Origin of the sequence: Microbacterium sp. NPDC057741, assembly GCF_042798735.1 — a bacterium.
Lineage (GTDB): Bacteria > Actinomycetota > Actinomycetes > Actinomycetales > Microbacteriaceae > Microbacterium.
On sequence record NZ_JBHVJW010000007.1, the window covers coordinates 224,338 to 247,706 of the forward strand.

Consider the following 23,369-nt stretch of genomic DNA (forward strand, 5'->3'; position numbering starts at 1 on the left):
CGGTCCCGCCGGTGATCCCGCATTCGCCGGGCGCTATGACGTCGTAGCGGGTCGCGGGGCGGGCCAAGCCGGGGGGGGGGGGGGGGGGCGCCCCCCCCCCCCCCCGACCTCGCACCGGACAGGAGGGGCTCCATGGGGGTCATCTTCGACAACATGGATCTGTGGCCCCAGGCACTGGGGAACACGCTCATCCTCTTCTTCGCTGGCGGGTTGCTCGCACTCGTGCTCGGCATCATCGTCGGAGCCATGCGCGTCTCGCCTGTGCCGATCGCCCGCGGCGTCGGCACGGTCTACGTCAACCTGGTGCGCAACACCCCGCTGACGCTGGTCTTCTTCTTCTTCGTCTTCGGATACCCCCAGCTGGGGCTCCCGAGACTCAACACCGTCACGCTCGGAATCGTTGCTCTCGGCACCTATACGGCGACCTATGTCGCCGAGGTCCTGCGTGCCGGCATCGGCACGGTGCCGGTCGGGCAGGCCGAGGCTGCCCGTGCGATTGGTCTGCCGTTCGGCCAGGTGATGACCCTGGTGATCCTTCCGCAGGCCTTCCGCTCCGTCGTTCCGCCGATGATGAGCGTGTTCATCGCCCTGCTCAAGAACACCACGGTGGCGGCCGGATTCTCGATAACCGAGCTCGGCGCCGTGCGCGCCTTCATGAGCGAGCGCGGAGAGAACGCCCTGGTCGTCCTGCTCTGGGTCGCGGCCATCTTCGTCGTGCTGGTCATGCTCCTCAGCTGGGCTCAGCGAAGCCTCGAGAACAAGTGGAGGATCGCGCGATGAGCTCCGTGCTGTACGACGTCCCAGGCCCGAAGGCCGTACGACGCAACCTGATTCTCGGCGTCGTGACCGTGCTGGTCGTGCTCGCCCTGATCGGCTTCATCGTCTACCGCTTCGCGGTGACCGGCCAGTTCGATGCCTCGCGCTGGAGCGTGTTCACCTTCACCGTCGTGTGGGAGCAGATCCTCACGGCCCTCGGCAACACGCTGGCCGCATTCGGGATGGCTGCGGTGCTGAGCATGGCGCTCGGTTTCCTCCTCGCCATCGGACGCCTGTCAGACCATGCCTGGGTGCGTGTACCGGTGACCGTGATCACCGAGTTCTTCCGGGCTGTGCCGGTGCTGGTGTTCATGATGCTGCTCTTCTACGGCCTGCCCGTCCTCGGTGTCAAGATGTCGCCGTATTGGGCGGTCGTGCTCGCGCTGATGATGTACAACGGCTCTGTGCTCGCTGAAGCGCTGCGCGCCGGCGTCGAGGCGCTGCCGCGCGGCCAGAAAGAGGCCGGGTATGCGATCGGCCTGCGCAAGAGCGGCGTGATGATGCTGATCCTGCTGCCGCAGGCGATCCGGGCGATGCTCCCGGTGATCATCTCCCAGCTGGTCGTCACGCTGAAGGACACCGCACTCGGATTCATCATCACCTACCCCGAACTGCTGTACTTCGCGAAGCTGCTCGGCTCCCAGCAGGGACGCCCGATCCTGCAATCCGCCATCGTCATCGGCGGCATCTACATCGTGATGTGCCTGATCCTGGCCGCGATCGCGAAGTGGGTCGAGAAGAAGACCTCCCGCTCGCCGAAGGTCAGGGGGCTGGGCATGCCGCATGACCCGGCCGCGGATGACGACGCGACTCTCACCGAAGTGATCGCCGTGCAGAAGGCACTCGGTGGCAAAGACCAGATCTGAGCAACCGCGGTGATCGCGCCGCGACCTACGGAGCGATCACCGCGTCGTAGGTCGCGGTGAAACGTTCGCGGAGATCGGCGTAGTACGCCCGCTCCGCGGCGTCCGGAAGCACAGGATCGGTAGGCGGGATCTGCGCCATCGGACGATCGGGCTCCAGTACGGACAGCGCGATCACCGCTGCGCCGCGCATGGTCACCCGCTTGACGTTCACGACCTGCACCGGGAACCCGATCGCCTGCGCCACGATGCGCATCAGACCGGGGAAGTGGCCGGTGACTCCACCGGAGGCGATCACCCGCTGCACGCCCGGGTTGGCGTCGACGAGTTGCGCGAACACTCGGGCATACGACACGGCGACGCCCTCCGCGGCGCCGCGCCACAGGTCCAGAGGGGCGGTCGATGACGACACCCCGGTGAGGACAGCCCGCGCGTCGCCGGCCCAGCCGGTCGCCCGCTCGCCGGTGAGGAACGGCAGCATGAGCGGGGTGCCCGCGGATGGGGGAGCGGTGAGCACCTGCTCGATCGCCTCCAGTGGCGCCGGCGCGAGAGTGGACTGCAGCCACAGCATGACGCGGCCCACGTCGTTCAGCGCGCCGCCCACGATCGACTGCGACCTCGAGACGCGGTAGGCCCAGAGCCCCGAGGGGAGCACCTCCGGCGTGCCGTCCACGATCACCCGGATGGCACCCGAGGTCGCTGCCGACATCGCCGCGACATCCGGGGTGTCGGCTCCCACGCCGACGTTCGACGCGTAGCCGTCCGGCACTGCGGGGAACCACGCTGCACCGTCGAGCGCCGGCCAGCGGCGGGCGACGTCGGGGGAGACGTCGGTGATCGGCTGATCCGGGTCGACGATCGGCGCGAAGCGCGAGCGGTCGACACCCACTTCGGCAAGCAGCTCGTCATCGAGCTCGCAGGTGTGCCTGTTCAGGATGCCGGCCCACGCCATCGTCGACGTGGCAGCGCCCTCTACGCCCGCCAGGCGGGCGTAGACGTACTCGCCGAGCGAGAGGAACTTCGCCGTGCGGGCGAACACCTCGGGAAACTCGTCCTGCAGCCACAGCAGCCGCGGCGGGTGGTAGCTGGTGTGCAGGCGCGCGCCGATGCGCTGATGCACGGCCGTCTCGTCCAGTCGGGCGCGCAGCCGTGCCAGGTAGGGCGCGGACCGCGAGTCCGCGTAGGTGAAGCAGGGCGTGAGCGCGCCGCCGTCGGAGTCGACGCAGACCAACGACGAGGCGAACGTGTCCATCACGACGGCACGGATGCGGCCGGGCGCGATGCCCTCTGTGACCTGCCCGATCAGGTCGGCGACCTCGTCGGTGACCTGATCGGCGTCGATCTCGACGGTCCCGTCCGCGGCCTCGGTGAACAGGTGATCGGCCTTCGCCATGCGCTTCTTCACGGGCCGCGCGTATGCGTCGTAGAGGCAGCAGCGGGTGGAGCCCGAGCCGATGTCGATCGCGAGGATGAAGGGGTCGGGAGCATCCTCGATCGTGATGCTGCGGGTCGTCGGAACGTCGTCGTGCGCCATCTGCTCACCCCTCTCGCGGCCGATCCTATCCGTCCGCTAGCGTGTGCGGTACGGCACGGGTCGGGGCCGACCCGCCGCAGTGAGTGAGGAGTTCGTCATGCACGTTTCCTTGAGTTCCGGATCAGCCCTGCTCAGCGGGCTCCTCCCTCTGGCAGATCCGATCAAGCCCTCTGCGGGCACGACGCAGCTGATCATCGCGGCGGTCGTCTCGATCGTCGTGATCGTGGTGCTGATCGTCTGGGTGAAGATGCATCCGTTCTTCGCCCTGATGCTCGGCGCAGCGGTGATGGCGATCACCGCGAACATGGGCTTCGAGCACGCGTTCACGTCGTTCTCCGCGGGACTCGGGGCGACTGTGGGCGGCGTGGGTGTGCTGATCGTGCTCGGCGCGGTGATCGGTAGATTCCTCACCGAGTCCGGCGGCGCCGACGAGATCGTCGACACCATCCTCGCCAAGACGCCGCTGAAGCGGCTGCCCTGGGCGATGGCGTTCGCCGCCTTCATCATCGGCATCCCGCTGTTCTTCGAGGTCGGCGTGGTGCTGCTGATCCCGATCGTCATGCTCGTCGCGAAGCGCGCGAAGCTGCCCGTCATCCTGGTCGGCATCCCGGCGCTGGCCGGCCTGTCCGCACTGCACGGACTGGTGCCGCCCCACCCCGGCCCGCTGATCGCGATCGACGCGCTGGGCGCGAACCTCGGACTGACCCTCGCCTTCGGACTGATCGTCGCGATCCCGACCGTGATCATCGCCGGCCCTGTGCTCGCGAAGCCGATGGCCAGGTGGGTGCCCATTCAGGCCACGAGCCAGCTGCTCACCGCGGTGGACGAACGGAGCGAGGAGGAGCGCAGGCGCCCGTCGTTCGGCGTCGCGCTGTCGGTCGTGCTGCTGCCGGTTGTGCTGATGCTGCTGATGACCGTCGTCGAGGCGACGGGGGCGGACGGCTCGCTCTTCGGCCAGATCCTGGTCTGGATCGGCACGCCGCTGCAGGCGCTGCTGATCACGTCCCTCTACGCGATGATCGTGCTCGGCACCGCCCTCGGGCGCAGCATGGGCGAGGTGTCGAAGGAGACCGGCGCGGCCTTTGCGCCGATCGCCTCGATCCTGCTCATCGTCGGTGCGGGCGGCGGATTCAAGCAGACCCTGGTCGATTCGGGGGTCGGGCAGGTGATCGGCAACGGCATCGCCGGTTCCGGCATCCCGCTGCTGATCGCGGGCTGGCTGGTCGCCGTCGTCATCCGTCTGGCGACCGGATCCGCGACCGTCGCGACGATCACCGCCGCAGGCATCATGGCTCCGCTGGTCGGCGACCTCAGCGCGACGCACGTCGCGCTGATGGTGCTGGCGATCGGCGCAGGATCCGTGTTCCTTTCGCACGTGAACGACGCCGGCTTCTGGCTGGTCAAGGAGTATTTCGGCATGACGGTCGGACAGACCTTCCGCACCTGGAGCCTGATGGAGTGCGCGGTGTCGGTGGTGGGCCTGCTCGGCGTGCTGGTGCTCGGCCTGATCGTGTGAGGGGGCCGCAGGCGCGCCGGTAGACTCGGTTCTCGTGTCAGAGTCTCCCGAAACACCCCAGATCACCCCGGAGGCGGTGGAGTCCGCCGTCGACGCCGCGCTGGCGGCGATCGCCGCGGCATCCGATACTGCAGAGCTGAAGGCCGCGCGCTCCGCGCACGTCGCCGAGGGGTCGCCTCTCGCCGTGCTGAACGCGTCGATGCGCCAGGTCGCACCCGAGCACAAGGCCACCTTCGGCAAGCTCGTCGGCCAGGGCCGCGGGCGCGTCTCGCAGGCGCTCGCCGCGAAGGAGGCCGAGCTCGCCGAGGCCGAGACGGCCGCGCGCCTCGAGGCCGAGCGGGTCGACATCACGGCCGTCACCTCGCACGCGCGTGTCGGCGCCCGGCATCCGATCTCCCTCATGCAGGAGCAGATCAGCGACATCTTCGTCGGCATGGGCTGGGAGATCGCGGAGGGGCCTGAGCTCGAGCACGAGTGGTTCAACTTCGACGCGCTGAACTTCGACGAGGACCACCCGGCCCGCCAGGAGCAGGACACCTTCTACGTCGACCCGAGCTCCCGCCATCTGGTGATGCGCACGCACACCAGCCCGGTGCAGGTGCGGTCGATGCTCGGCCGTGAGCTGCCCATCTACGTGCTGTGCCCGGGACGGGTGTACCGCACCGACGAGTTCGATGCGACCCACCTGCCGGTGTTCACGCAGTTCGAGGGACTCGTCATCGACAAGGGCATCACGATGGCGCACCTGAAGGGCACCCTCGACCACGTGGCCAAGCAGATGTTCGGCGCCGAGGCGAAGACTCGGTTCCGCACCAACTACTTCCCGTTCACCGAGCCCTCCGCGGAGCTCGACCTGTGGCACCCGACCTTCAAGGGCGGCGCGCGCTGGATCGAGTGGGGCGGATGCGGCATGGTCAACCCCAACGTCCTGCGCGCGGCCGGCATCGACCCAGAGGTGTACAGCGGATTCGCGTTCGGCATGGGTGTCGAGCGCGCGGTGATGTTCCGCAGCGATGTGAAGGACATGCGTGACATGGCCGAGGGCGATGTCCGCTTCAGCGAGCAGTTCGGGATGGTGGTGTGATGCGCGTTCCGATCTCATGGCTGCGCGAGTACGTCGATGTGGCAGCGGATGCCACACCGGAGGACGTCCTGGCGTCCTTCGTGTCGGTCGGCTTCGAAGAGGAGGACATCCACCGCTTCGAGATCTCCGGCCCCGTCGTCATCGGACAGGTGCTGTCCGTCGAGCCCGAGCCGCAGTCCAACGGCAAGACCATCAACTGGTGCCAGGTGGACGTCGGCGAGGCGAACGGCGGCGTCCGCGGCATCGTCTGCGGCGCGCACAACTTCGTCGCCGGTGACAAGGTCGTGGTGACCCTGCCCGGTGCCGTGCTGCCCGGCCCGTTCCCGATCGCGGCGCGCAAGACCTACGGCCACATCTCCGACGGCATGATCGCCTCGGCCCGCGAGCTGGGTCTCGGCGACGAGCACGACGGCATCATCGTGCTGTCCACGCTGGGTCTCGATCCCGAGGTCGGCACGGACGCCATCGAGCTGCTGCACCTGGACGACTTCGCGGTCGACATCAACGTGACGCCCGACCGCGGCTACGCGTTCTCGCTGCGCGGCGTGGCACGGGAGTACTCGCACGCCACCGGCGGGGCGTTCCGCGACCCGGCCGAGCGCGACTTCGCCGAGCTGCAGCCGGGTTCCGGCTTCTCGGTATCGGTCGACGACCGGAACCCGATCCGCGGCAACGCGGGAGCCCGTGAATTCGTCGCACGCGTGGTGCGGAACGTCGACCCGTCGCGTCCCACCCCGCCGTGGATGATCGCGCGCCTGGTGCTCGCGGGCATGCGCTCGCTCGGGGTGCTGATCGACATCACCAACTACGTGATGCTCGAGCTCGGAAACCCCGTTCATGGTTATGACCTGGACAAGCTGCAGGGCGGCATCGTCGTGCGCCGCGCCACCGAGGGCGAGCGGATGACCACGCTCGACGGCCAGGATCGGGCGCTGCACGTCGAGGACCTGCTGATCACGGACGGCTCAGGCCCGATCGGCCTGGCCGGCGTGATGGGCGGCGGCACCACGGAGATGAGCGGCACCACCCGCAACGTGCTGATCGAGGCGGCCACCTTCGACCCGGTGACGATCGCGCGCTCCGCACGTCGTCACAAGCTGCCCAGCGAGGCGTCCAAGCGCTTCGAGCGAGGTGTCGACCCGCTGATCCCGTTCGTCGCGGCCCGCCGCGTCGCCGACCTGATGGTCGAGCTCGCCGGCGGCGAGCTGACCGACGAGGGCGGAGCGCTCTTCGCCGAGGTCGAGATCGCCGGCATCGGCCTCCCGCGCGGCTTCGCGCAGGGCCTGATCGGCGTCGACTACACCGATGACGAGGTCACCGGCGCACTCGAGATGATCGGCGGGGAGGTCAGCTCTACCGATGAGGGATGGTTCGTCATCCCGCCGACCTGGCGCCCCGACCTCACCGACAAGTGGACGCTGGTCGAGGAAGTCGCCCGCATCCATGGGCTCGACCGCATACCGTCCGTGCTGCCCACCCCGCCGTCCGGCCGCGGGTACACCCCGTTGCAGCAGGGCCGCAAGCGCGTGGCGGATGCCGTGGCGGCCGCCGGTTTCGTGGAGACTCCGGCCTTCCCGTTCACGACCGAGGCGCAGAACGACCTGCACGGATCGGCGTCGGGCGAGCACCTGCCCAGCATCCGTCTGGCGAACGCGCTCGACGGGCAGGCGCCGTTCCTGCGCCGCTCGCTGCTGCCCGGTCTGCTGCAGACCGCGCACCGCAACATCGCGCGCGGCCTGGTGGACCTTGCGATCTTCGAGACCGGTCTGGTGTTCGCGCCCGAAGAGGGCGTGACCTACGGCACCGACTTCGTGCCGCCGCTGGCGCAGCGTCCGAGCGACGAGGTCCTCGCGCAGCTGAACGCGTCGATCCCGCCGCAGCCGCGCAACATCGCCGTGCTGCTGACCGGCAACGTCACGCCGCGCCAGCCCGGTCGCTCGGCCGAGTACGCCAGCCTCGGCGACGCCCTGCACGCAGTGCAGGTCATCGCAGTCGCGGCCGGCGTCGACGTCGATGTGGCCCAGACACAGCGGGCTGCTCTGCACCCCGGTCGCGCCGGTGCGCTGAGCGTGCGCGGCGAGGAGATCGGATACGTCGGCGAGCTGCACCCGCAGGTCGCCGCGGACGCCGACCTGCCCGGCCGAGCCGTGGTGCTCGAGCTCGACCTGGATCGCCTGCTGACCCTGGCGGGCGAGCGCGTCGTGGTGGAATCGCTGTCCACGTTCCCCGCCGCCACGCAGGACGTCTCCCTTGTCGTGGACGCCACCGTGCCGGCATCCGAGGTGCGCGCCGCGCTCGTCGCGGGCGCCGGCGACCTGCTCGAGGCTGCGACCCTGGTGGATGACTACCGCGGCGAGGGCGTGGACGAGGGCTCCAAGAGCCTGAGCTTCGCGCTGCGCTTCCGCGCTCCCGATCGCACGCTCACCGCGGCCGAGGCCACCGAGGCCAAGCTCGCGGGCGTCGCCGTCGCGACCGAGCGCTTCGGAGCGAGCATCCGCGACTGATCGATCGATCACGAAGAGCGGCATCCGTCATCGGCGGGTGCCGCTCTTCTGCATGCCGATAGACTCGCGGGCAGTGACACGGGGTGCCGCATCTGCGGCTGAGAACACACCCGTCGAACCTGATCTAGTTCGTACTAGCGAAGGGATGTCGCCCATGAGCGATCCTCTGCACCCGCCCGCCGTCCTCCTCGAGGACACCGCCCGCCTGCTGGCTGAGCTGCGCGCAGCCCCGCCGCTGACCCACTGCATCACCAACAGCGTGGTCACCGGCTTCACCGCCAACGTACTGCTCGCTGTCGGCGCGGCGCCGGCCATGGTCGACATCGTCGGCGAGTCCGGGATGTTCGCCTCGATCGCCTCCGGGCTGCTGGTGAACCTGGGCACCCCGACGCCGGAGCAGCGCGCCGCGACGCTCGAAGCGGTGGGCGGAGCCTCCGCCGCCGGTACACCGTGGGTGCTCGACCCTGTCGCGATCGGCGTGCTGCCGATCCGCACCGACCTCGCCCGCGACCTGGTCGGCCGCCGTCCCACCGCGATCCGCGGGAACGCGTCGGAGATCCTTGCGCTGGCGGGTCTCAGCGCCGGCGGGCGCGGCGTCGACGCGACCGACACGACGGATGCCGCGGCCGAGGCGGCACGTCTCCTGGCGCGCGAGCACGGCAGCGTGGTCGCCGTCTCGGGGCCGGTGGATCTGCTCACCGACGGCGAGACCGAGGTGCGGATCGCGAACGGCACCTCACTGCTCACCAGGGTCACCGGCGGCGGCTGTGCGCTCGGCGCCGTCATGGCCGCGTTCCTCGGCGCCGCACGCGGCACTGGCATCCCGGCGCTGCACGCGGTGGCTGCAGCATCCTTCGTCTACGAGATCGCCGCCGAGCGCGCGGCCGCCGCGTCGGACGGCCCCGGCAGCTTCGCCGTAGCGCTGCTCGATGCGCTCGCCGTGATCTCGTCCGATGATCTCGACGACGCTCGCGTCGAGATCGCCGCGCCGGAGGTCGTCCGATGAGTCTCGACCTCTCGCTCTACCTCGTCACCGATACCGCGCTGAGCGGCCCGCGTGGTGTCGCGGCGGTCGTCGTCGAGGCCGTGGCCGGCGGCGCGCGCATCGTGCAGCTGCGCGACAAGGACGCCACCGACGCCGAGATCGTCGACCAGCTCGTCGAGCTGTCGGATGTGATCTCCGGCCGCGCGCTGCTCGTCGTCGACGACCGACTCGACGCCGCCCTGGAGGCGCGACGCCGCGGTGCCCGCGTGGACGGTGTGCACCTCGGCCAGTCGGATGCCTCCGTGCTCGACGCCCGTGCCGCGCTCGGCCCTGACGCGATCGTCGGCCTCACCGCCAACACCGCCGCGCACTTCGATGCGGTGCGCGCCCTGCCTGCCGGCACCGTCGACTACCTGGGTGTCGGCGTGGTGCATCCGACCACCACCAAGCCGAACCATCCGCCCGCTCTGGGCGTCACCGGGTTCGCAGCCCTCGCCGCGCAGAGTCCGCTGCCCTGCGTCGCGATCGGGGGGATCGGCATGGACGATGTCGCCCCGTTGCGCGCTGCCGGCGCCGTGGGCGTCGCGGTGGTCTCGGCGATCTGCGCCGCGGCGGACCCGCGCGCGGCGACGCGTGCGTTCCTGCGCGCATGGCACGGCGACCGTCCGCCGCGGGTGCTGAGCATCGCAGGGAGCGACCCGTCCGGCGGAGCGGGCATCCAGGCCGACCTCAAATCAATCGCCGCGAACGGCGGCTACGGCATGGCGGCGATCACCGCGTTGACCGCGCAGAACACGCAGGGCGTGCGCGGAGTTCACGTGCCGCCGGCCGAGTTCCTGCGCGACCAGCTGGATGCGCTCGCCGACGATGTGGACGTCGACGCGGTCAAGATCGGGATGCCGGCGAGCGCGGAGATCATTCGCACCGTGGGGGACTGGCTCGACACGGTCCGGCCGGAGACCGTGGTGCTGGATCCGGTGATGGTCGCCACCAGCGGGGACCGGCTGCTCGACGCCGAGGCCGAGGACGCGCTCCGCGTGCTGCTGCCGCTCGCCGACGTCGTCACGCCGAATCTGCCCGAGCTGGCCGTGCTCGCAGGCGAGCCGCCGGCCGCAGACTGGGATGCCGCCCAGGAGCAGGCGCGCAGGCTCTCGGAGCGCCACGGCGTGCTGGTGCTCGTCAAGGGAGGACATCTCGACTCTGCCGAGGCTCCGGATGCGCTGGTCGGCCCCGACGGTGCGCTCGCCGCGTTCACCGATCCGCGGATCCGCACCGAGAACACCCACGGCACCGGATGCTCGCTCTCCTCGGCCCTGGCCACTCGCCGCGCCGCCGGGGCGGACTGGCCCACGGCGGTCGCCGAGTCGCGGGCCTGGCTGCGCGAGTCGATCGCCGCAGGCTCCGCTCTCGACCTCGGCCGCGGCAAGGGACCGGTGTCGCACTTCGCCGGCCTGTGGGCGCGCGGCGGGCTGGACACCGAGCCGACCGCGGAGCAGATCGGGCGGGAGTGGTGGCAGCGGATCACCGGCATCCGCCGGGGCATCGACGAACTGCCGTTCATCCGCGCTCTCGCCGACGGCACCCTGCCGCGGGACGCGTTCGTGTTCTATCTCGCGCAGGACGCCCTGTACCTGCGCGAGTACGCACGCGTCCTGGCGGCCGCCGCCTCGCTGGCGCCGACCTCGGCAGAGCAGGCGTTCTGGGCGCAGGGCGCGCAGGGTGCGATCGCCGGTGAGCTGGAGCTGCACGCGTCCTGGCTGACGCCGCAGGGCATCGGCGAGGAGACCTTCAACGCCGAGGCGGGGCCGGTCACCATCGCCTACCTCGACCATCTCCGCGCCGTCGCGTTCGGCGGCGACTACGCCGAGCTCGTCGCGGCGGTGCTGCCCTGCTACTGGCTGTACGCCGACCTGGGCGAGCGGCTGGGGGCGGGCGACTTCGGCGCCTACGCACTCGACCCTGCGCATCCGTACGCATCCTGGCTCGCGACCTACGCCGATCCCGCGTTCGCGGAGGCGAACCGGCGCGCGATCGAGATCGTCACTGCTGCTGCGGTGGGTGCCTCACCGGCGAAGCGCGCCCGCATGTACGCGGCGTTCGAGCGCGCGTCGCAGCTCGAGCTGGACTTCTTCGCCGCACCGATGCCGGAGGCTGCACCGGTCGTGTGACGCCGGGGATTTGCACATGCCGCGACGAGAGCGATATCGTCGCGGCATGTCCTCGGCCGCACTCGTTCCCGCCTCGCGGTTCCTGAGCGAGCGCGCCGAGAAGGGCGTTCTGAGCGCTGCTCCTGTGCGCCGACGCCGTGGCGGCCGCCGAGTCTAGGCGACCCCGCGCTCCTGTCCTGCGTTCGGATGGGGAGAGTGCCGGTGTCGCCGCCCCGGTCCCGCTCATCTCCGACCGTTAAGGTAGATCCATGACGTTTTCCGTCGCCGTCTCCGGCGCTTCCGGCTATGCGGGCGGCGAGATACTGCGCCTTCTCGCCGCGCATCCCGACATCGAGATCCGCACCGTCACCGCCCACTCCAACGCCGGCCAGCCACTCGTGCAGCACCAGCCGCACCTGCGCTCGCTCGCACACCTGACGCTGCAGGACACCACGCCGGAGATCCTCTCCGGACACGACATCGTCTTCCTCGCACTGCCGCACGGCCAGTCCGGGCAGTACACCGACGCGCTCGGCGACACTCCGCTCGTCATCGACGCGGGCGCCGACCATCGGCTCACGTCGCAGGATGCCTGGGACTCCTTCTACGGCGGCGGGTTCCACGAGCCGTGGACCTACGGGGTCCCGGAACTCACAGTGGACGGGGTGAAGCAGAGGGAATACCTGCGCGGAGCCACCCGCATCGCCGCACCCGGCTGCAACGCCTCGACCGTGAGCCTCAGCCTCGCTCCCGGCGTCGCCGCGGGCGTCATCGATCCGGGTGACATCGTCTCGGTGCTCGCGGTCGGCCCCTCCGGGGCGGGCAAGAGCCTCAAGCCCCACCTGCTCGGCAGCGAGCTGCTCGGCACCGCCAACCCCTACGCGGTCGGCGGCACGCACCGGCACATCCCCGAGATCCGTCAGGCGCTCGCCGCAGCCGGCGGGGTCGCCGGGGACGGCATCCGCATCTCCTTCACCCCTGTCCTCGTGCCGATGGCACGCGGCATCCTCGCGACGTCGACAGCGCCGATCGCGCCGGGCGCGACCGACGCCGACATCCGTGACGCGTGGCAGCAGGCCTACGGCGACGAGAAGTTCGTGCAGCTGCTGCCCGAAGGGCATTTCCCTCGCACCGCCGACGTGCTCGGCGCCAACACCGCGCTGATCGGCCTCGCGATCGATCGCGCGGCGAACCGCGTGACGGTGGTCACCGCGGTCGACAACCTCGTCAAGGGCACCGCCGGCGCTGCCGTCCAGTCCATGAACCTCGCGCTCGGCCTCCCCGAGGACCGCGCCCTCACCGTGAACGGAGTCGCACCGTGACCGTCACCGCCCCCCAGGGATTCGAGGCGGCCGGTGTCGCCACCGGCCTGAAGTCGACCGGCAAGCCGGATGTCGCCGTGGTCGTGAACCGCGGTCCTCGCAAGGTCGGCACCGCCGTGTTCACCAGCAACCGCGCCAAGGCCAACCCGATCCTGTGGTCGCAGCAGGTCGTGGCCGACAAGGTCGTCGAAGCCGTCGTGCTCAACTCCGGTGGGGCAAACTGCTTCACCGGTGAGTTCGGCTTCCAGACCAGCCACCTCACCGCCGAGAAGGCCGCCGAACTGCTCGGCGTCAGCGCCGGCGACGTCGTGGTCTGCTCCACCGGCCTGATCGGCACCGGCGACGAGGTGTTCCGGGGCAAGGTGCTCGACGGCGTCGAGCGCGGCATCGCCGGGCTGTCCGCCGACGGCGGCCAGTCCGCCGCCGAGGCGATCATGACCACCGACACCGTCTCGAAGACCGTGGTGGTCACCGGCGACGGCTGGACGATCGGCGGCATGGCCAAGGGCGCAGGCATGCTCGCGCCTGGTCTGGCCACGATGCTCGTCGTGATCACCACCGACGCCGATCTCGAGGCGCATGAGGCTGATGCGGCTCTGCGCCGCGCGACCGGCACCACGTTCGACCGGCTCGACTCGGACGGCTGCATGTCGACGAACGATCAGGTCACCCTGCTCGCCAACGGCGCCAGCGGAGTGAAGCCCGACCTCGATGCCTTCGATGCGGCACTCGCCGACCTGTGCGGGCAGCTCGCGAAGAAGCTGCAGCAGGATGCCGAGGGCGCGAGCCACGACATCACCATCGAGGTCCGCGGTGCGACATCCGTCGCCGACGCCGTCGAGGTGGGGCGCTCGGTGGCGCGCAACAACCTCTTCAAGGCGGCGATCTTCGGCAACGACCCGAACTGGGGCCGCGTGCTCGCGGCGATCGGCACCACGAGTGCCGAGTTCGACCCGTACGACACCGACGTCTTCATGAACGGCGTGCGGGTCTGCACCGCAGGAGGCCCCGACCGCCCGCGTGAGGAGGTCGACCTGACCTCGCGCGCGACCGACCTCATCATCGACCTGAAGGTCGGCGACGAGACGGCCACGATCCTCACCAACGACCTCACCCACGACTACGTGCACGAGAACAGCGCCTACTCCTCATGACAGATCTGCAGGACACCCCGCCCGACGTGGCCGCCGAGAAGGCCGCCACGCTCATCGAGTCGCTGCCGTGGCTGAAGAAGTTCCGCGACCAGATCGTCGTCGTCAAGTACGGCGGCAACGCCATGGTCAGCGATGAGCTGCAGGACGCCTTCGCCCAGGACATCGCCTACCTGCGCTACGTCGGAGTACAGCCCGTGGTCGTGCACGGCGGCGGCCCGCAGATCTCCACCATGCTCGACCGGCTCGACATCCCCAGCGAGTTCAAGGGCGGCTACCGGGTCACCAACACCGAGGCGATCAGCGTGGTGCGGATGGTGCTCACCGGGCAGGTCAACCCCCAGCTGGTCGGCAAGATCAACTCGCACGGGCCGATCGCGACCGGCCTCAGCGGTGAGGACGCCGGACTGTTCGGAGGCCGCCGCCGTGGCGTCATGATCGACGGCGAGGAGGTCGATCTCGGTCGCGTCGGCGACGTCGTGCAGGTCGACCCGACGCCCGTGCTCGACCACCTCGCGGCCGGTCGCATTCCCGTGGTCTCCTCGATCGCGCCCGACCTCGACCACCCGGGACAGTCGCTGAACGTGAACGCGGATGCCGCGGCATCCGCGCTCGCTGTGGCGCTGGGAGCTCGCAAGCTGGTGATCCTCACCGATGTCGCGGGACTCTACGCCGACTGGCCGAACCGCGATTCGCTGGTGTCGCACCTGACCGCCGAGGCACTCACCGAGATGCTCCCGCGCTTGGAGTCAGGCATGATCCCGAAGATGCGCGCCTGCCTCGACGCCGTCGAGGGCGGGGTCGACGCCGCGGCGATCATCGACGGACGGGTGCCGCATTCGGTGCTCGTCGAACTGTTCACGAGTAAGGGAATCGGAACGGAAGTGGCCCTGGCATGAGCGACTGGCAGAACGACGCATCCCGCGATCTGATGGGCCTCGGAGGGCGGCTCGCGCTGCTCACCCGCGGCGAGGGATCGCACGTGTGGGATGCCGACGGCACCCGCTATCTCGACTTCCTCGGCGGCATCGCGGTGAACTGCCTCGGACACGCGCATCCGGTGTTCGTCGAGGCCGTGTCGGAGCAGGCGGCGACCCTCGCGCATGTCTCGAACTACTTCGCCTCGTACCCGCAGCTCGAGCTCGCGGCGCGACTGAAGCGCCTCGCGGGCACGGGGGAGCAGGGCCGGGTGTTCCTCACGAACTCCGGTACAGAGGCCAACGAGACGGCGATCAAGCTCGCCCGTCTGCACGGGAACAAGACGGGGCGCACGACGATCCTGGTGCTCGACGGCGCATTCCATGGCCGCACCATGGGTGCGCTGTCGCTGACGCCGAAGGGGATCTACCGCGACCCGTTCCAGCCGGCCGTGCCGGACATCCGCACGGTGCAGCACTCCATCGAGAGCCTCGAGGCGGCTTTCGACGACAGCGTGGCCGCGATCTTCATCGAGCCGATCCAGGGCGAGGCCGGCGTCATCGAGCTGCCGGACGGCTTCCTGCAGCGGGCTCGAGAGCTGGCCACTCAGCACGACGCGCTGCTGATCCTCGACGAGGTGCAGACCGGGTCCGGCCGCACCGGCGCGTGGTTCGCGTTCCAGCGATTCGGGATCACCCCGGACGCCATCACGCTGGCCAAGAGCATCGGGGGAGGGTTCCCGCTCGGGGCGCTCATCACCTTCGGTGCCGCGAGCGACCTGTTCTACCCCGGGACGCACAACTCGACCTTCGGGGGCAACCCGCTGGCATCCGCCGTCGCCAACGCGGTGCTCGGCCACATCGAGGACGAGGATCTGCTCTCGAACGTGAACGCGCGCGGCGCCGAGCTGCGCGCCGCCGTCTCGCGCCTGCCCCTCGTCACCGGCACCCGCGGCGCCGGCCTGCTGATCGGCATCACCCTGTCGCATCCGGTCGCCGCCGCGGTGCGCGAGGCGGCGCAGGAGCGCGGTCTCATCATCAACGCCCCCATCGAGGACGCGATCCGCATCGCCCCCGCCTACACGATCGGCGATGCCGAGGTGGCGGAGTTCCTCGACCTGTTCGGCCAGGCGCTCGCCGCCGTGGCATCCACTCTCACCCCTACGGAGACCCCCGCATGACCCGCCACCTGCTGCGCGACGACGACCTGACCCCTGCCGAGCAGGCCGAGATCCTCGATCTCGCGCTCGAACTGAAGAAGGATCGCTGGGCGAACAAGGCGCTGGCCGGCCCGCAGACCGTCGCGGTGATCTTCGACAAGTCGTCCACCCGCACCCGCGTGTCGTTCGCGGTCGGCATCGCGGATCTCGGCGGCTCTCCGCTGATCATCTCGACCGCGAACAGTCAGCTCGGCGGCAAGGAGACACCCTCCGACACCGCTCGCGTGCTGGAGCGGCAGGTCGCCGCGATCGTGTGGCGCACCTACGCCCAGTCCGGCCTCGAGGAGATGGCCCGCGGCACTCGCGTACCGGTGATCAACGCGCTCTCCGACGACTTCCATCCCTGTCAGCTGCTGGCGGACCTGCTCACGATCCGTGAGCACAAGGGCGAACTCGCCGGGCTCACGCTGACGTTCTTCGGCGACGCCCGCAGCAACATGGCGCACTCCTACCTGCTGGCCGGCGTCACCGCCGGGATGCATGTGCGGATGGCCTCACCCGAGGCCTACGCGCCGCGTGCCGACGTGGTCGTCGACGCCGAGCGCCGCGCCGCCGAGACGGGCGGTTCGGTCACTCTGCTGGAGGACCCCCGCGAGGCGGCCCTCGGTGCCGACGTGATCGTCACCGACACGTGGGTCTCGATGGGCAAGGAGGAGGAGAAGAAGCAGCGCCTGCGCGACCTCGGCGGGTTCAAGGTGACCTCCGAGATCATGAGCCTGGCCGACCCCGAGTCGATCTTCATCCACTGCCTGCCCGCCGACCGCGGCTACGAGGTCGACTCCGAGGTCATCGACGGCCCGCAGAGCGTGGTCTGGGACGAGGCCGAGAACCGCCTGCATGCGCAGAAGGCGCTGCTGGTGTGGCTGCTCGACAAGCAGAAGGATGCAGCATGAGTGAGGCGCACGGCACCAACGAGGGCGCGCTCTGGGGCGCCCGCTTCGCCGGCGGACCGTCGCCCGAGCTCGCCGAGCTCAGCCGATCCACTCACTTCGACTGGATCCTCGCGTCGTACGACATCGCCGGTTCGCACGCGCACGCCACCGCGCTCGAGGCGGCGGGGTACCTCGAGGCCGATGAGGCCGCGCGGATGCATGAGGGCCTGGACGCACTGGCCGCGAAGATCGCGGACGGCACTCTGCTGCCCGATCCGGGTGACGAGGACGTGCACGGTGCGCTCGAGAAGGCGCTCATCGCCGAGGTCGGGGCCGAGCTGGGCGGGCGTCTCCGGGCCGGGCGCAGCCGCAACGATCAGATCGCGACACTGGTGCGGATGTATCTCATCGACCACGCGAGGGTGATCGCTCGCGATCTGCTGCGCGTCATCGACGCGCTGGTGGCGCAGGCCGAGGCGCACCCCGACGCGATCCTGCCCGGTCGCACGCACCTTCAGCACGCGCAGCCGGTGCTGCTCGCGCACCACCTGCAGGCGCACGCCTGGCCGCTCGTGCGCGAACTGGAGCGCCTGGTCGACTGGCGCCGTCGCGCCGGCGTCTCGCCGTACGGCGGCGGCGCGCTGGCCGGCTCCACGCTCGGACTCGACCCGGCGCTGGTGGCCCGTGAGCTGGGTCTCGACCGTCCGGCGGAGAACTCTCTGGACGGCACCGCGGCTCGCGACGTGGTCGCGGAGTTCGCGTTCGTGACGGCGATGACCGGCATCGACCTGTCTCGTCTGTCCGAGGAGATCATCCTCTGGAACACTCGCGAGTTCGGCTTCGTCACTCTCGACGACTCGTACTCGACCGGGTCGAGCATCATGCCGCAGAAGAAGAACCCCGACATCGCCGAGCTCGCGCGCGGGAAGTCGGGTCGTCTGATCGGCAACCTGACCGGGCTGCTCGCGACCCTCAAGGGCCTGCCTCTCGCGTACAACCGGGATCTGCAGGAGGACAAGGAGCCGGTGTTCGACTCCGTCGCCACACTCGAGGTCGTGCTGCCGGCGTTCGCGGGCATGATCGCGACGCTGCGGTTCGACACGGCGCGCATGGCCGAGCTGGCGCCGCAGGGCTTCTCGCTCGCGACGGATGTCGCGGAGTGGCTGGTCAAGCGCCGCGTTCCGTTCCGTGACGCCCACGAGATCTCCGGCGCGCTGGTGCGCGCCTGCGAGCAGCGAGGGATCGGCCTTGAGGATGCTTCGGATGAGCTGTTGATCTCGGTGTCGGAGCACCTGACGCCCGAGGTGCGGGAGGTGCTCTCGATCGAGGGGTCCGTGGCATCCCGTTCGGGTGCCGGCGGCACCGCGCCGGTTCGTGTGGCCGAGCAGCGTGCGGAGTTGATCGCGCGCACTCAGGAGGCCGCGCACGCGCTCGGGCTCTGACGAGGCGCATGCCCAATACGCGCATGTCTTTGGTAAATAACCAGAACACGCATATTTAGAGAATATTCGTGTTACGGTTGTGCCATGGTCATCGCCGTGATCGCAGACATCGTCGGTTCGCGCCGACTGCAGGATCGAGCCGCCGCTCAGCAGCAGCTCGACGGCACCATCGCCCGCATCGAGAGCCGGCATCCGCTCGCCTTGCGGCCGCTCCGGCCCACGGTCGGCGACGAGCAGCAGGGCGTGTATGCCCGCCTTGATGACGCCCTGATCTCGCTGCTGCTGGTGCAGCTCGCGCTGCCCGAGGGGCTGGAGTTCCGGTTCGGCCTCGGCATCGGCGAGGTGCACGACGTCTCCTCGGCGCACACCGAGCTCTCCGACGGCACCGCCTGGTACGCCGCCCGTGACGCGATCGAATCCGTGCACGAGCGGCAGCGCGGCATGCCGGGCATCCGCACCTGGATTGTCGGCGCTCCACGCCAGGATGAGGTCATGCCCTCCTCAATCGCCGCATCCAACGCGTATCTGCTGCTGCGCGACGAGACCGTCTCGCGCATGAGCGGGCGGGAGCGACGCCTGACCCTGGGCAGGCTGGAGGGGCTGTCCCAGCGGGAGCTCGCCGCGCAGGAGGGCGTGACGCAGCCCAGCGTGTCCAAGGCGCTGCGCGCGTCCGGCGCGAACGTTCTCATCGCAGGGGTCGAGCAGCTGCAGGGCGCGAGCGCATGATCCTCGCAGGCCTGCTGCTGTTCGCGATCGGTGCCGTCGACATGGTGCGGCAGTTCGTCCCGGCCTCCCGGCGCTGGATCGGTTACGCCGTCTCGGCGATCGTCCTGATCCTCATCGGCTCGTTCTGCGACGCCGCAGGATACATGATCGCCGCGGCTGCCGGTGCCGCAGCCTGGCTGCTCAGCATGCCCGACCGTCCGGATCGACGGCAGGGCTTCTGGCCCGCTGTGGTGCTGGCGGTGGCCTCCGTCGCCTCGGTCGTCGTGCTCGGTGACCGAGCGCCGGCCGGATGGCTGGAGTCGCCCTTCGGCCGAGTCTCGCCCGACCTCGCCGTGCTGGCGATGGGTGTCGTCGTGTTCCTGCTGGAGTCCGGCAATGTGGTGGTGCGCGCCGCGCTGGCGGGGGAGCACACCTGGAAGCCGACCGCGACGGAGGGCGGTTTCAAGGGCGGCCGGCTGATCGGCCCGCTGGAGCGTGTGCTCGCGTTCCTGCTCATGCTCGTGCCCGCATACTCGCTGCTGGCTGCGCTGCTCGCGGCGAAGGGCATCGTGCGCTTCCCGGAGATCTCAAAGGACGGCGAGACCGGCGCGCGCGCGGAGTACTTCCTGGTGGGAAGCCTGGTCAGCTGGGCGATGGCCCTCGGCGGCGCGCTGCTGGTGTGGTGGGCGGCGAATCTCTGAAGTAACGCGCTGATACTCTTGAGCGCGTGTCTGAAACCGCTCTGACGACAGCGCCGGTGGCGCTCGATCCCACGTTCGAGAACGTGTGGGACGAGCTGCTGTGGCGCGGACTCGTCCACGTGTCCACCGACCAGGAAGCGCTGCGCGCGCTGCTCGCCGGGGACCCGATCACGTATTACTGCGGTTTCGATCCCACGGCTCCGAGCCTGCACCTGGGCAACCTCGTGCAGCTGTTGCTGCTGCGTCGCATCCAGCTCGCCGGGCACAAGCCGCTCGGCCTGGTCGGCGGATCGACCGGCCTGATCGGCGATCCGCGTCCGACGGCGGAGCGCACGCTGAACACCCGCGAGACCGTCGAGGAGTGGGTGGGCCGGCTGCGCGCCCAGGTCGAGCGCTTCCTCAGCTTCGAGGGCGAGAACTCCGCCCGGATCGTGAACAACCTCGACTGGACCGCGCCGATGTCGGCGATCGACTTCCTGCGTGAGATCGGCAAGCACTACCGCGTCGGCACCATGCTGAAGAAGGACGCCGTCGCCGCGCGCCTGAACTCCGATGCCGGCATCAGCTACACCGAGTTCAGCTACCAGATCCTGCAGGGCATGGACTTCCTCGAGCTGTACCGGCAGTACGACTGCGTGCTGCAGACCGGCGGCAGCGACCAGTGGGGCAACCTCACCAGCGGAACCGATCTGATCCACCGCGTCGAGGGCGCCTCCGCGCACGCGATCGGCACGCCGCTGATCACGAACAGCGACGGCACCAAGTTCGGCAAGAGCGAGGGCAACGCGATCTGGCTGGACGCCGACATGTGCAGCCCGTACCGGATGTACCAGTTCTGGCTGGGCACGGCCGACGCCGACGTGATCGAGCGGTTGAAGATCTTCACGTTCCTCACCCGCGCCGAGATCGACGAATATGCGCAGCTCGTCGAGACCGAGCCGTTCCGCCGCGCGGCGCAGAAGCGTCTCGCCCTCGAGGTGGTCGCGACCGTGCACGGGCCGGATGCCACGGCTGCCGTCATCGCAGCATCCGAGGCGCTGTTCGGCCAGGGCGACCTGACCGCATTGGATGCCGCGACGCTGCGCACGGCGCTGGACGAGCTGCCGAACGCGACGGCGGATGCCGGCACGTCGGTGCTCGATGCGCTGGTGTCGACCGGGCTCGTGTCGAGCGCGTCGGAGGCGCGCCGTGCGATCTCGCAGGGCGGCGTCTCGATCGACGGTCAGCGGGTCGAGGACGTCGATGCGACGGTGCCGTTCGCGCTGCCCGGCGGTGTCTCCGTGCTGCGCCGTGGCAAGAAGACCCTCGCCGGGGTGTTCCCGGGCTGACTTCCAGGAGCTGCGCCGGGGTCGTTGGTAGCTTCGTCCAGTGCCCTTCACTCCGAGTCATGCCATCGTCGCGCTGCCGTTCGTGCGAACACCGCTGGTGCCGGCGGCGATCGCGATCGGAGCGATGACCCCGGACCTGCCGCTGTTCCTCCGGGCGTTCGGGCCCGATTACAAGTTCCTGCATGCGGTGCCGAACCTGCTCTGGACGAGCCTGATCGCGGCTCTTCTGCTGCTGATCTGGCGAGTTGTGCTGCGCCCGGCATCCGTCGAGCTGGTCCCCGCGACGGTCGCCGCGCGCCTGCCCGGTGAGTGGCGGACGAGGGGAGCCGATGCTGCCCGCCGGACGTTCTGGCGCGACGGGGAGCCCTGGTATCCGCTGCTCCTGCTGGTGTCGCTCATGATCGGCGTGGCATCGCACATCCTGTGGGACTCGTTCACGCATGAGGGGCGCTGGGGCGTGCAGCTGTTCCCGATCCTCGACGAGACGTGGGGCGGCATCCTCGGCTACAAGTGGCTGCAGTACGGGTCGGGGCTGATCGGTGTGATCGTGCTGGCGGTGTACGCCGTGCTGTGGCTGCGTCGCCGCCCGGTCGGCGCCGCCGAGCAGTCCGTGCCGCGATGGGTGCCGCTGGTATGGATCGTCGCGCTTCCGGTGCTTCTGATCCTCGCGGTCGCCGTAGGCTTCGCGGCCTGGGGGCCGTTCACGGCGGATTTCACGCCCGCGCACCTCGCGTACCGCACCCTTCCGCCCGTGTGCGGGCTGTGGGGTGTTGCGACGCTCGCGCTGTGCGCGGCCATCGTCATCCGGATTCCGGCGAAGGCCGCATCCGGAACCCGGTGACGTCCGTTCACCAGGTCGCTTCGTCCCCGCCCCAGGGCCGCGGTGCGGCGAACGGATGTCCGGGCAGCGCGGAGCGCACTGTCCGGACGAGGTGATCGCCGACACGGAACTCCTCGGTGTGCATGGTCGGATCGTCGGTGGTCTCCGGTCCGGGTGCGTCCGCGCGCGGCATCCCGAGCAGCTCGGCGGCGACGCGTCGCAGAGATGTGCGCACGAGCAGGGTGCGGCCGGTGCGCCGGCGCAGCGCGCGGCAGATTCCGGCCGCGAGCAGATAGCCGGCGGAGTGGTCGAGGGCCTGGGCCGGAAGAGTGCCGGGCGTCATGCCATCGGCCGACTCGATCATCGCGATGCCGGATTCGGCCTGCACGAGGCTGTCGAATCCGCGGCGCTCAGGCTGCTCGGACCCCCAAGCGCTGAGCTGCGCGATCACGACCCCCGGATTCCGCTCGGCGACGGCCGCGGGCGAGAGCGCGAGACGAGCGAGGCCGGCGGGCCGGTAGCCCAGCACGATAACATCTGCTGCGGCGAGTAGCTCGGCGAAGCGCTCGGTCCGGGCATCCAGCAGTGCCGAGCGCTTGCCGTGTCCGCTGTCGAGGTGCTGCCACTCCGGCTCCGCCAGGTGCGAGGGATCGATGCGCAGCACGTCCGCACCCAGTGCGGCGAGCGTGCGCGTGCACACCGGCCCCGCGATCACGCGGGTCAGATCGAGAACCCGGATGCCTGTGAGTGGTCCTGTCACGAGGGAGCGGCGAACGGAGGCGGGCCCGAGTTCGAGAGTCTCGACCAGAGGGCTGATGCGCAGTTCGGCATCGCGGTCTGGATTCTCATGGGCGACGGGGACGGCGAGACCTCCGGCGTCGGTGATGCGAGCGACGAGGGAGTCGGTGGCGTCGGCGGCGAACGCGGAGGGTGCATCTGATGCGTCATCCATGCCGAGCGCGCTGAGGAGCGCGACAGCGTGGTGCGGGTAGTTCGCATGCGTGCGCACCCATCCGTCGCGCGTGCGCCAGAAGCCGGACAGTGGAGCCCAGACGTCGGCAGCGGCGCCATCGATCCGCAGGACTGCCGCGCTGCGATAGGCCGCCGCGATCCTGTCGGGGGCTGGGGCGAGGGTGTCGCCGGCCGCGAGGACCGCGGACACGACGGCCGCCCAGGCCAGGTCCCCCGTCGCGAGCCGGGAGGGCAGGGGCACGGGATAAGGGGGAGCGGCGAGCTCCTCGGGCAGGACGCCTTCGATGTCGAGCTCCGCACAGATCCGCTCCAGCACAGTGGTCATGTGGCAACGCTACGCCGGAGGCAGTGCACGACACGCCCGAGATCTGGCCGCGATTTGCCCGATCCTCGGGATCCGCGTAAGTTATTACCTGTTCGCCCCAAGCGGTTGAGCGAAAGGCCGGAAGGCCCAGCTCCCCACCAAGCGG

Annotated in this window: 19 protein-coding genes and 1 riboswitch; of the genes, 17 read left to right on the plus strand and 2 right to left on the minus strand. The window is 69.9% G+C overall.

The window, feature by feature from the left end:
• The first annotated feature begins 132 nt into the window (after nt 1–132).
• Together ACFVDO_RS18855 and ACFVDO_RS18860 are read left to right on the plus strand one after the other, a co-directional pair.
• Nucleotides 133–780 carry an amino acid ABC transporter permease gene (locus tag ACFVDO_RS18855; protein ID WP_378857526.1) on the plus strand — a complete coding sequence of 216 codons (648 nt, stop codon included), beginning with the start codon at nt 133–135 and terminating at the stop codon, nt 778–780.
• Complete coding sequence (locus tag ACFVDO_RS18860; protein ID WP_378857528.1) at nt 777–1,682, plus strand: amino acid ABC transporter permease; 906 nt, start codon at nt 777–779, stop codon at nt 1,680–1,682. Before ACFVDO_RS18855 ends, ACFVDO_RS18860 begins: the two co-directional genes overlap by 4 nt.
• Before the next feature lie 25 nt (nt 1,683–1,707).
• Here the strand turns inward: ACFVDO_RS18860 and ACFVDO_RS18865 are convergent, their stop codons facing one another.
• Nucleotides 1,708–3,213 (minus strand): gluconokinase, encoded by a 1,506-nt coding sequence (locus ACFVDO_RS18865; protein ID WP_378857530.1) that lies wholly within the window; start codon nt 3,211–3,213, stop codon nt 1,708–1,710.
• A 97-nt stretch (nt 3,214–3,310) separates the two neighbouring features.
• Here ACFVDO_RS18865 and ACFVDO_RS18870 point away from each other — a divergent pair, with 97 nt between their 5' ends.
• The 15 genes from ACFVDO_RS18870 (at nt 3,311) to ACFVDO_RS18940 (ending at nt 21,948) form a co-directional block, all read left to right on the plus strand.
• The gene (locus ACFVDO_RS18870) at nt 3,311–4,729 is read left to right on the plus strand and encodes a GntP family permease (RefSeq protein WP_378857532.1); all 1,419 of its coding nucleotides are present in this window, start codon (nt 3,311–3,313) and stop codon (nt 4,727–4,729) included.
• Between the two features lie 34 nt (nt 4,730–4,763).
• Entirely contained in the window at nt 4,764–5,813 is a 1,050-nt protein-coding gene (gene pheS, locus ACFVDO_RS18875) for a phenylalanine--tRNA ligase subunit alpha (protein ID WP_378857534.1), read from the plus strand.
• A complete protein-coding gene (gene pheT / locus ACFVDO_RS18880) occupies nt 5,813–8,317 on the plus strand; it encodes a phenylalanine--tRNA ligase subunit beta (RefSeq protein WP_378857536.1) in 2,505 nt (834 codons plus the stop codon). The genes pheS and pheT overlap by 1 nt, the downstream gene beginning before the upstream one ends.
• 69 nt (nt 8,318–8,386) lie before the next feature.
• A riboswitch (TPP riboswitch) is annotated at nt 8,387–8,480 on the plus strand.
• Entirely contained in the window at nt 8,472–9,323 is an 852-nt protein-coding gene (gene thiM, locus ACFVDO_RS18885) for a hydroxyethylthiazole kinase (protein ID WP_378857538.1), read from the plus strand. (Overlaps the previous riboswitch by 9 nt.)
• Nucleotides 9,320–11,470, plus strand: a complete 2,151-nt coding sequence (locus ACFVDO_RS18890) for a bifunctional hydroxymethylpyrimidine kinase/phosphomethylpyrimidine kinase (RefSeq protein WP_378857540.1) — start codon at nt 9,320–9,322, stop codon at nt 11,468–11,470. The genes thiM and ACFVDO_RS18890 overlap by 4 nt, the downstream gene beginning before the upstream one ends.
• A 248-nt stretch (nt 11,471–11,718) precedes the next feature.
• Nucleotides 11,719–12,771, plus strand: coding sequence for an N-acetyl-gamma-glutamyl-phosphate reductase (argC, locus tag ACFVDO_RS18895; RefSeq protein ID WP_378857542.1), 1,053 nt, complete (start codon nt 11,719–11,721; stop codon nt 12,769–12,771).
• On the plus strand, nt 12,768–13,925 hold the full coding sequence (gene argJ / locus ACFVDO_RS18900; protein WP_378857544.1) for a bifunctional glutamate N-acetyltransferase/amino-acid acetyltransferase ArgJ: 1,158 nt from the start codon (nt 12,768–12,770) through the stop codon (nt 13,923–13,925). Before argC ends, argJ begins: the two co-directional genes overlap by 4 nt.
• The gene (argB, locus tag ACFVDO_RS18905) at nt 13,922–14,821 is read left to right on the plus strand and encodes an acetylglutamate kinase (RefSeq protein ID WP_378857546.1); all 900 of its coding nucleotides are present in this window, start codon (nt 13,922–13,924) and stop codon (nt 14,819–14,821) included. Before argJ ends, argB begins: the two co-directional genes overlap by 4 nt.
• A complete protein-coding gene (locus ACFVDO_RS18910; RefSeq protein ID WP_378857548.1) occupies nt 14,818–16,020 on the plus strand; it encodes an acetylornithine transaminase in 1,203 nt (400 codons plus the stop codon). The genes argB and ACFVDO_RS18910 overlap by 4 nt, the downstream gene beginning before the upstream one ends.
• On the plus strand, nt 16,017–16,952 hold the full coding sequence (gene argF / locus ACFVDO_RS18915; RefSeq protein WP_378857550.1) for an ornithine carbamoyltransferase: 936 nt from the start codon (nt 16,017–16,019) through the stop codon (nt 16,950–16,952). The genes ACFVDO_RS18910 and argF overlap by 4 nt, the downstream gene beginning before the upstream one ends.
• Nucleotides 16,949–18,373: an argininosuccinate lyase gene (gene argH, locus ACFVDO_RS18920; RefSeq protein ID WP_378857552.1), complete on the plus strand. Its 1,425-nt coding sequence runs from the start codon at nt 16,949–16,951 to the stop codon at nt 18,371–18,373. Before argF ends, argH begins: the two co-directional genes overlap by 4 nt.
• A gap of 84 nt (nt 18,374–18,457) precedes the next feature.
• Entirely contained in the window at nt 18,458–19,099 is a 642-nt protein-coding gene (locus tag ACFVDO_RS18925; RefSeq protein WP_378857554.1) for a SatD family protein, read from the plus strand.
• Nucleotides 19,096–19,779 (plus strand): hypothetical protein, encoded by a 684-nt coding sequence (locus ACFVDO_RS18930; protein WP_378857556.1) that lies wholly within the window; start codon nt 19,096–19,098, stop codon nt 19,777–19,779. The genes ACFVDO_RS18925 and ACFVDO_RS18930 overlap by 4 nt, the downstream gene beginning before the upstream one ends.
• A 26-nt stretch (nt 19,780–19,805) precedes the next feature.
• Nucleotides 19,806–21,107, plus strand: coding sequence for a tyrosine--tRNA ligase (tyrS, locus tag ACFVDO_RS18935; protein ID WP_378857558.1), 1,302 nt, complete (start codon nt 19,806–19,808; stop codon nt 21,105–21,107).
• Nucleotides 21,108–21,147: 40 nt separating this feature from the next.
• Nucleotides 21,148–21,948, plus strand: a complete 801-nt coding sequence (locus ACFVDO_RS18940) for a DUF4184 family protein (protein WP_378857560.1) — start codon at nt 21,148–21,150, stop codon at nt 21,946–21,948.
• A gap of 7 nt (nt 21,949–21,955) precedes the next feature.
• Here the strand turns inward: ACFVDO_RS18940 and ACFVDO_RS18945 are convergent, their stop codons facing one another.
• Nucleotides 21,956–23,224, minus strand: a complete 1,269-nt coding sequence (locus ACFVDO_RS18945) for a CoA transferase (protein WP_378857562.1) — start codon at nt 23,222–23,224, stop codon at nt 21,956–21,958.
• Nucleotides 23,225–23,369 lie beyond the last annotated feature (145 nt).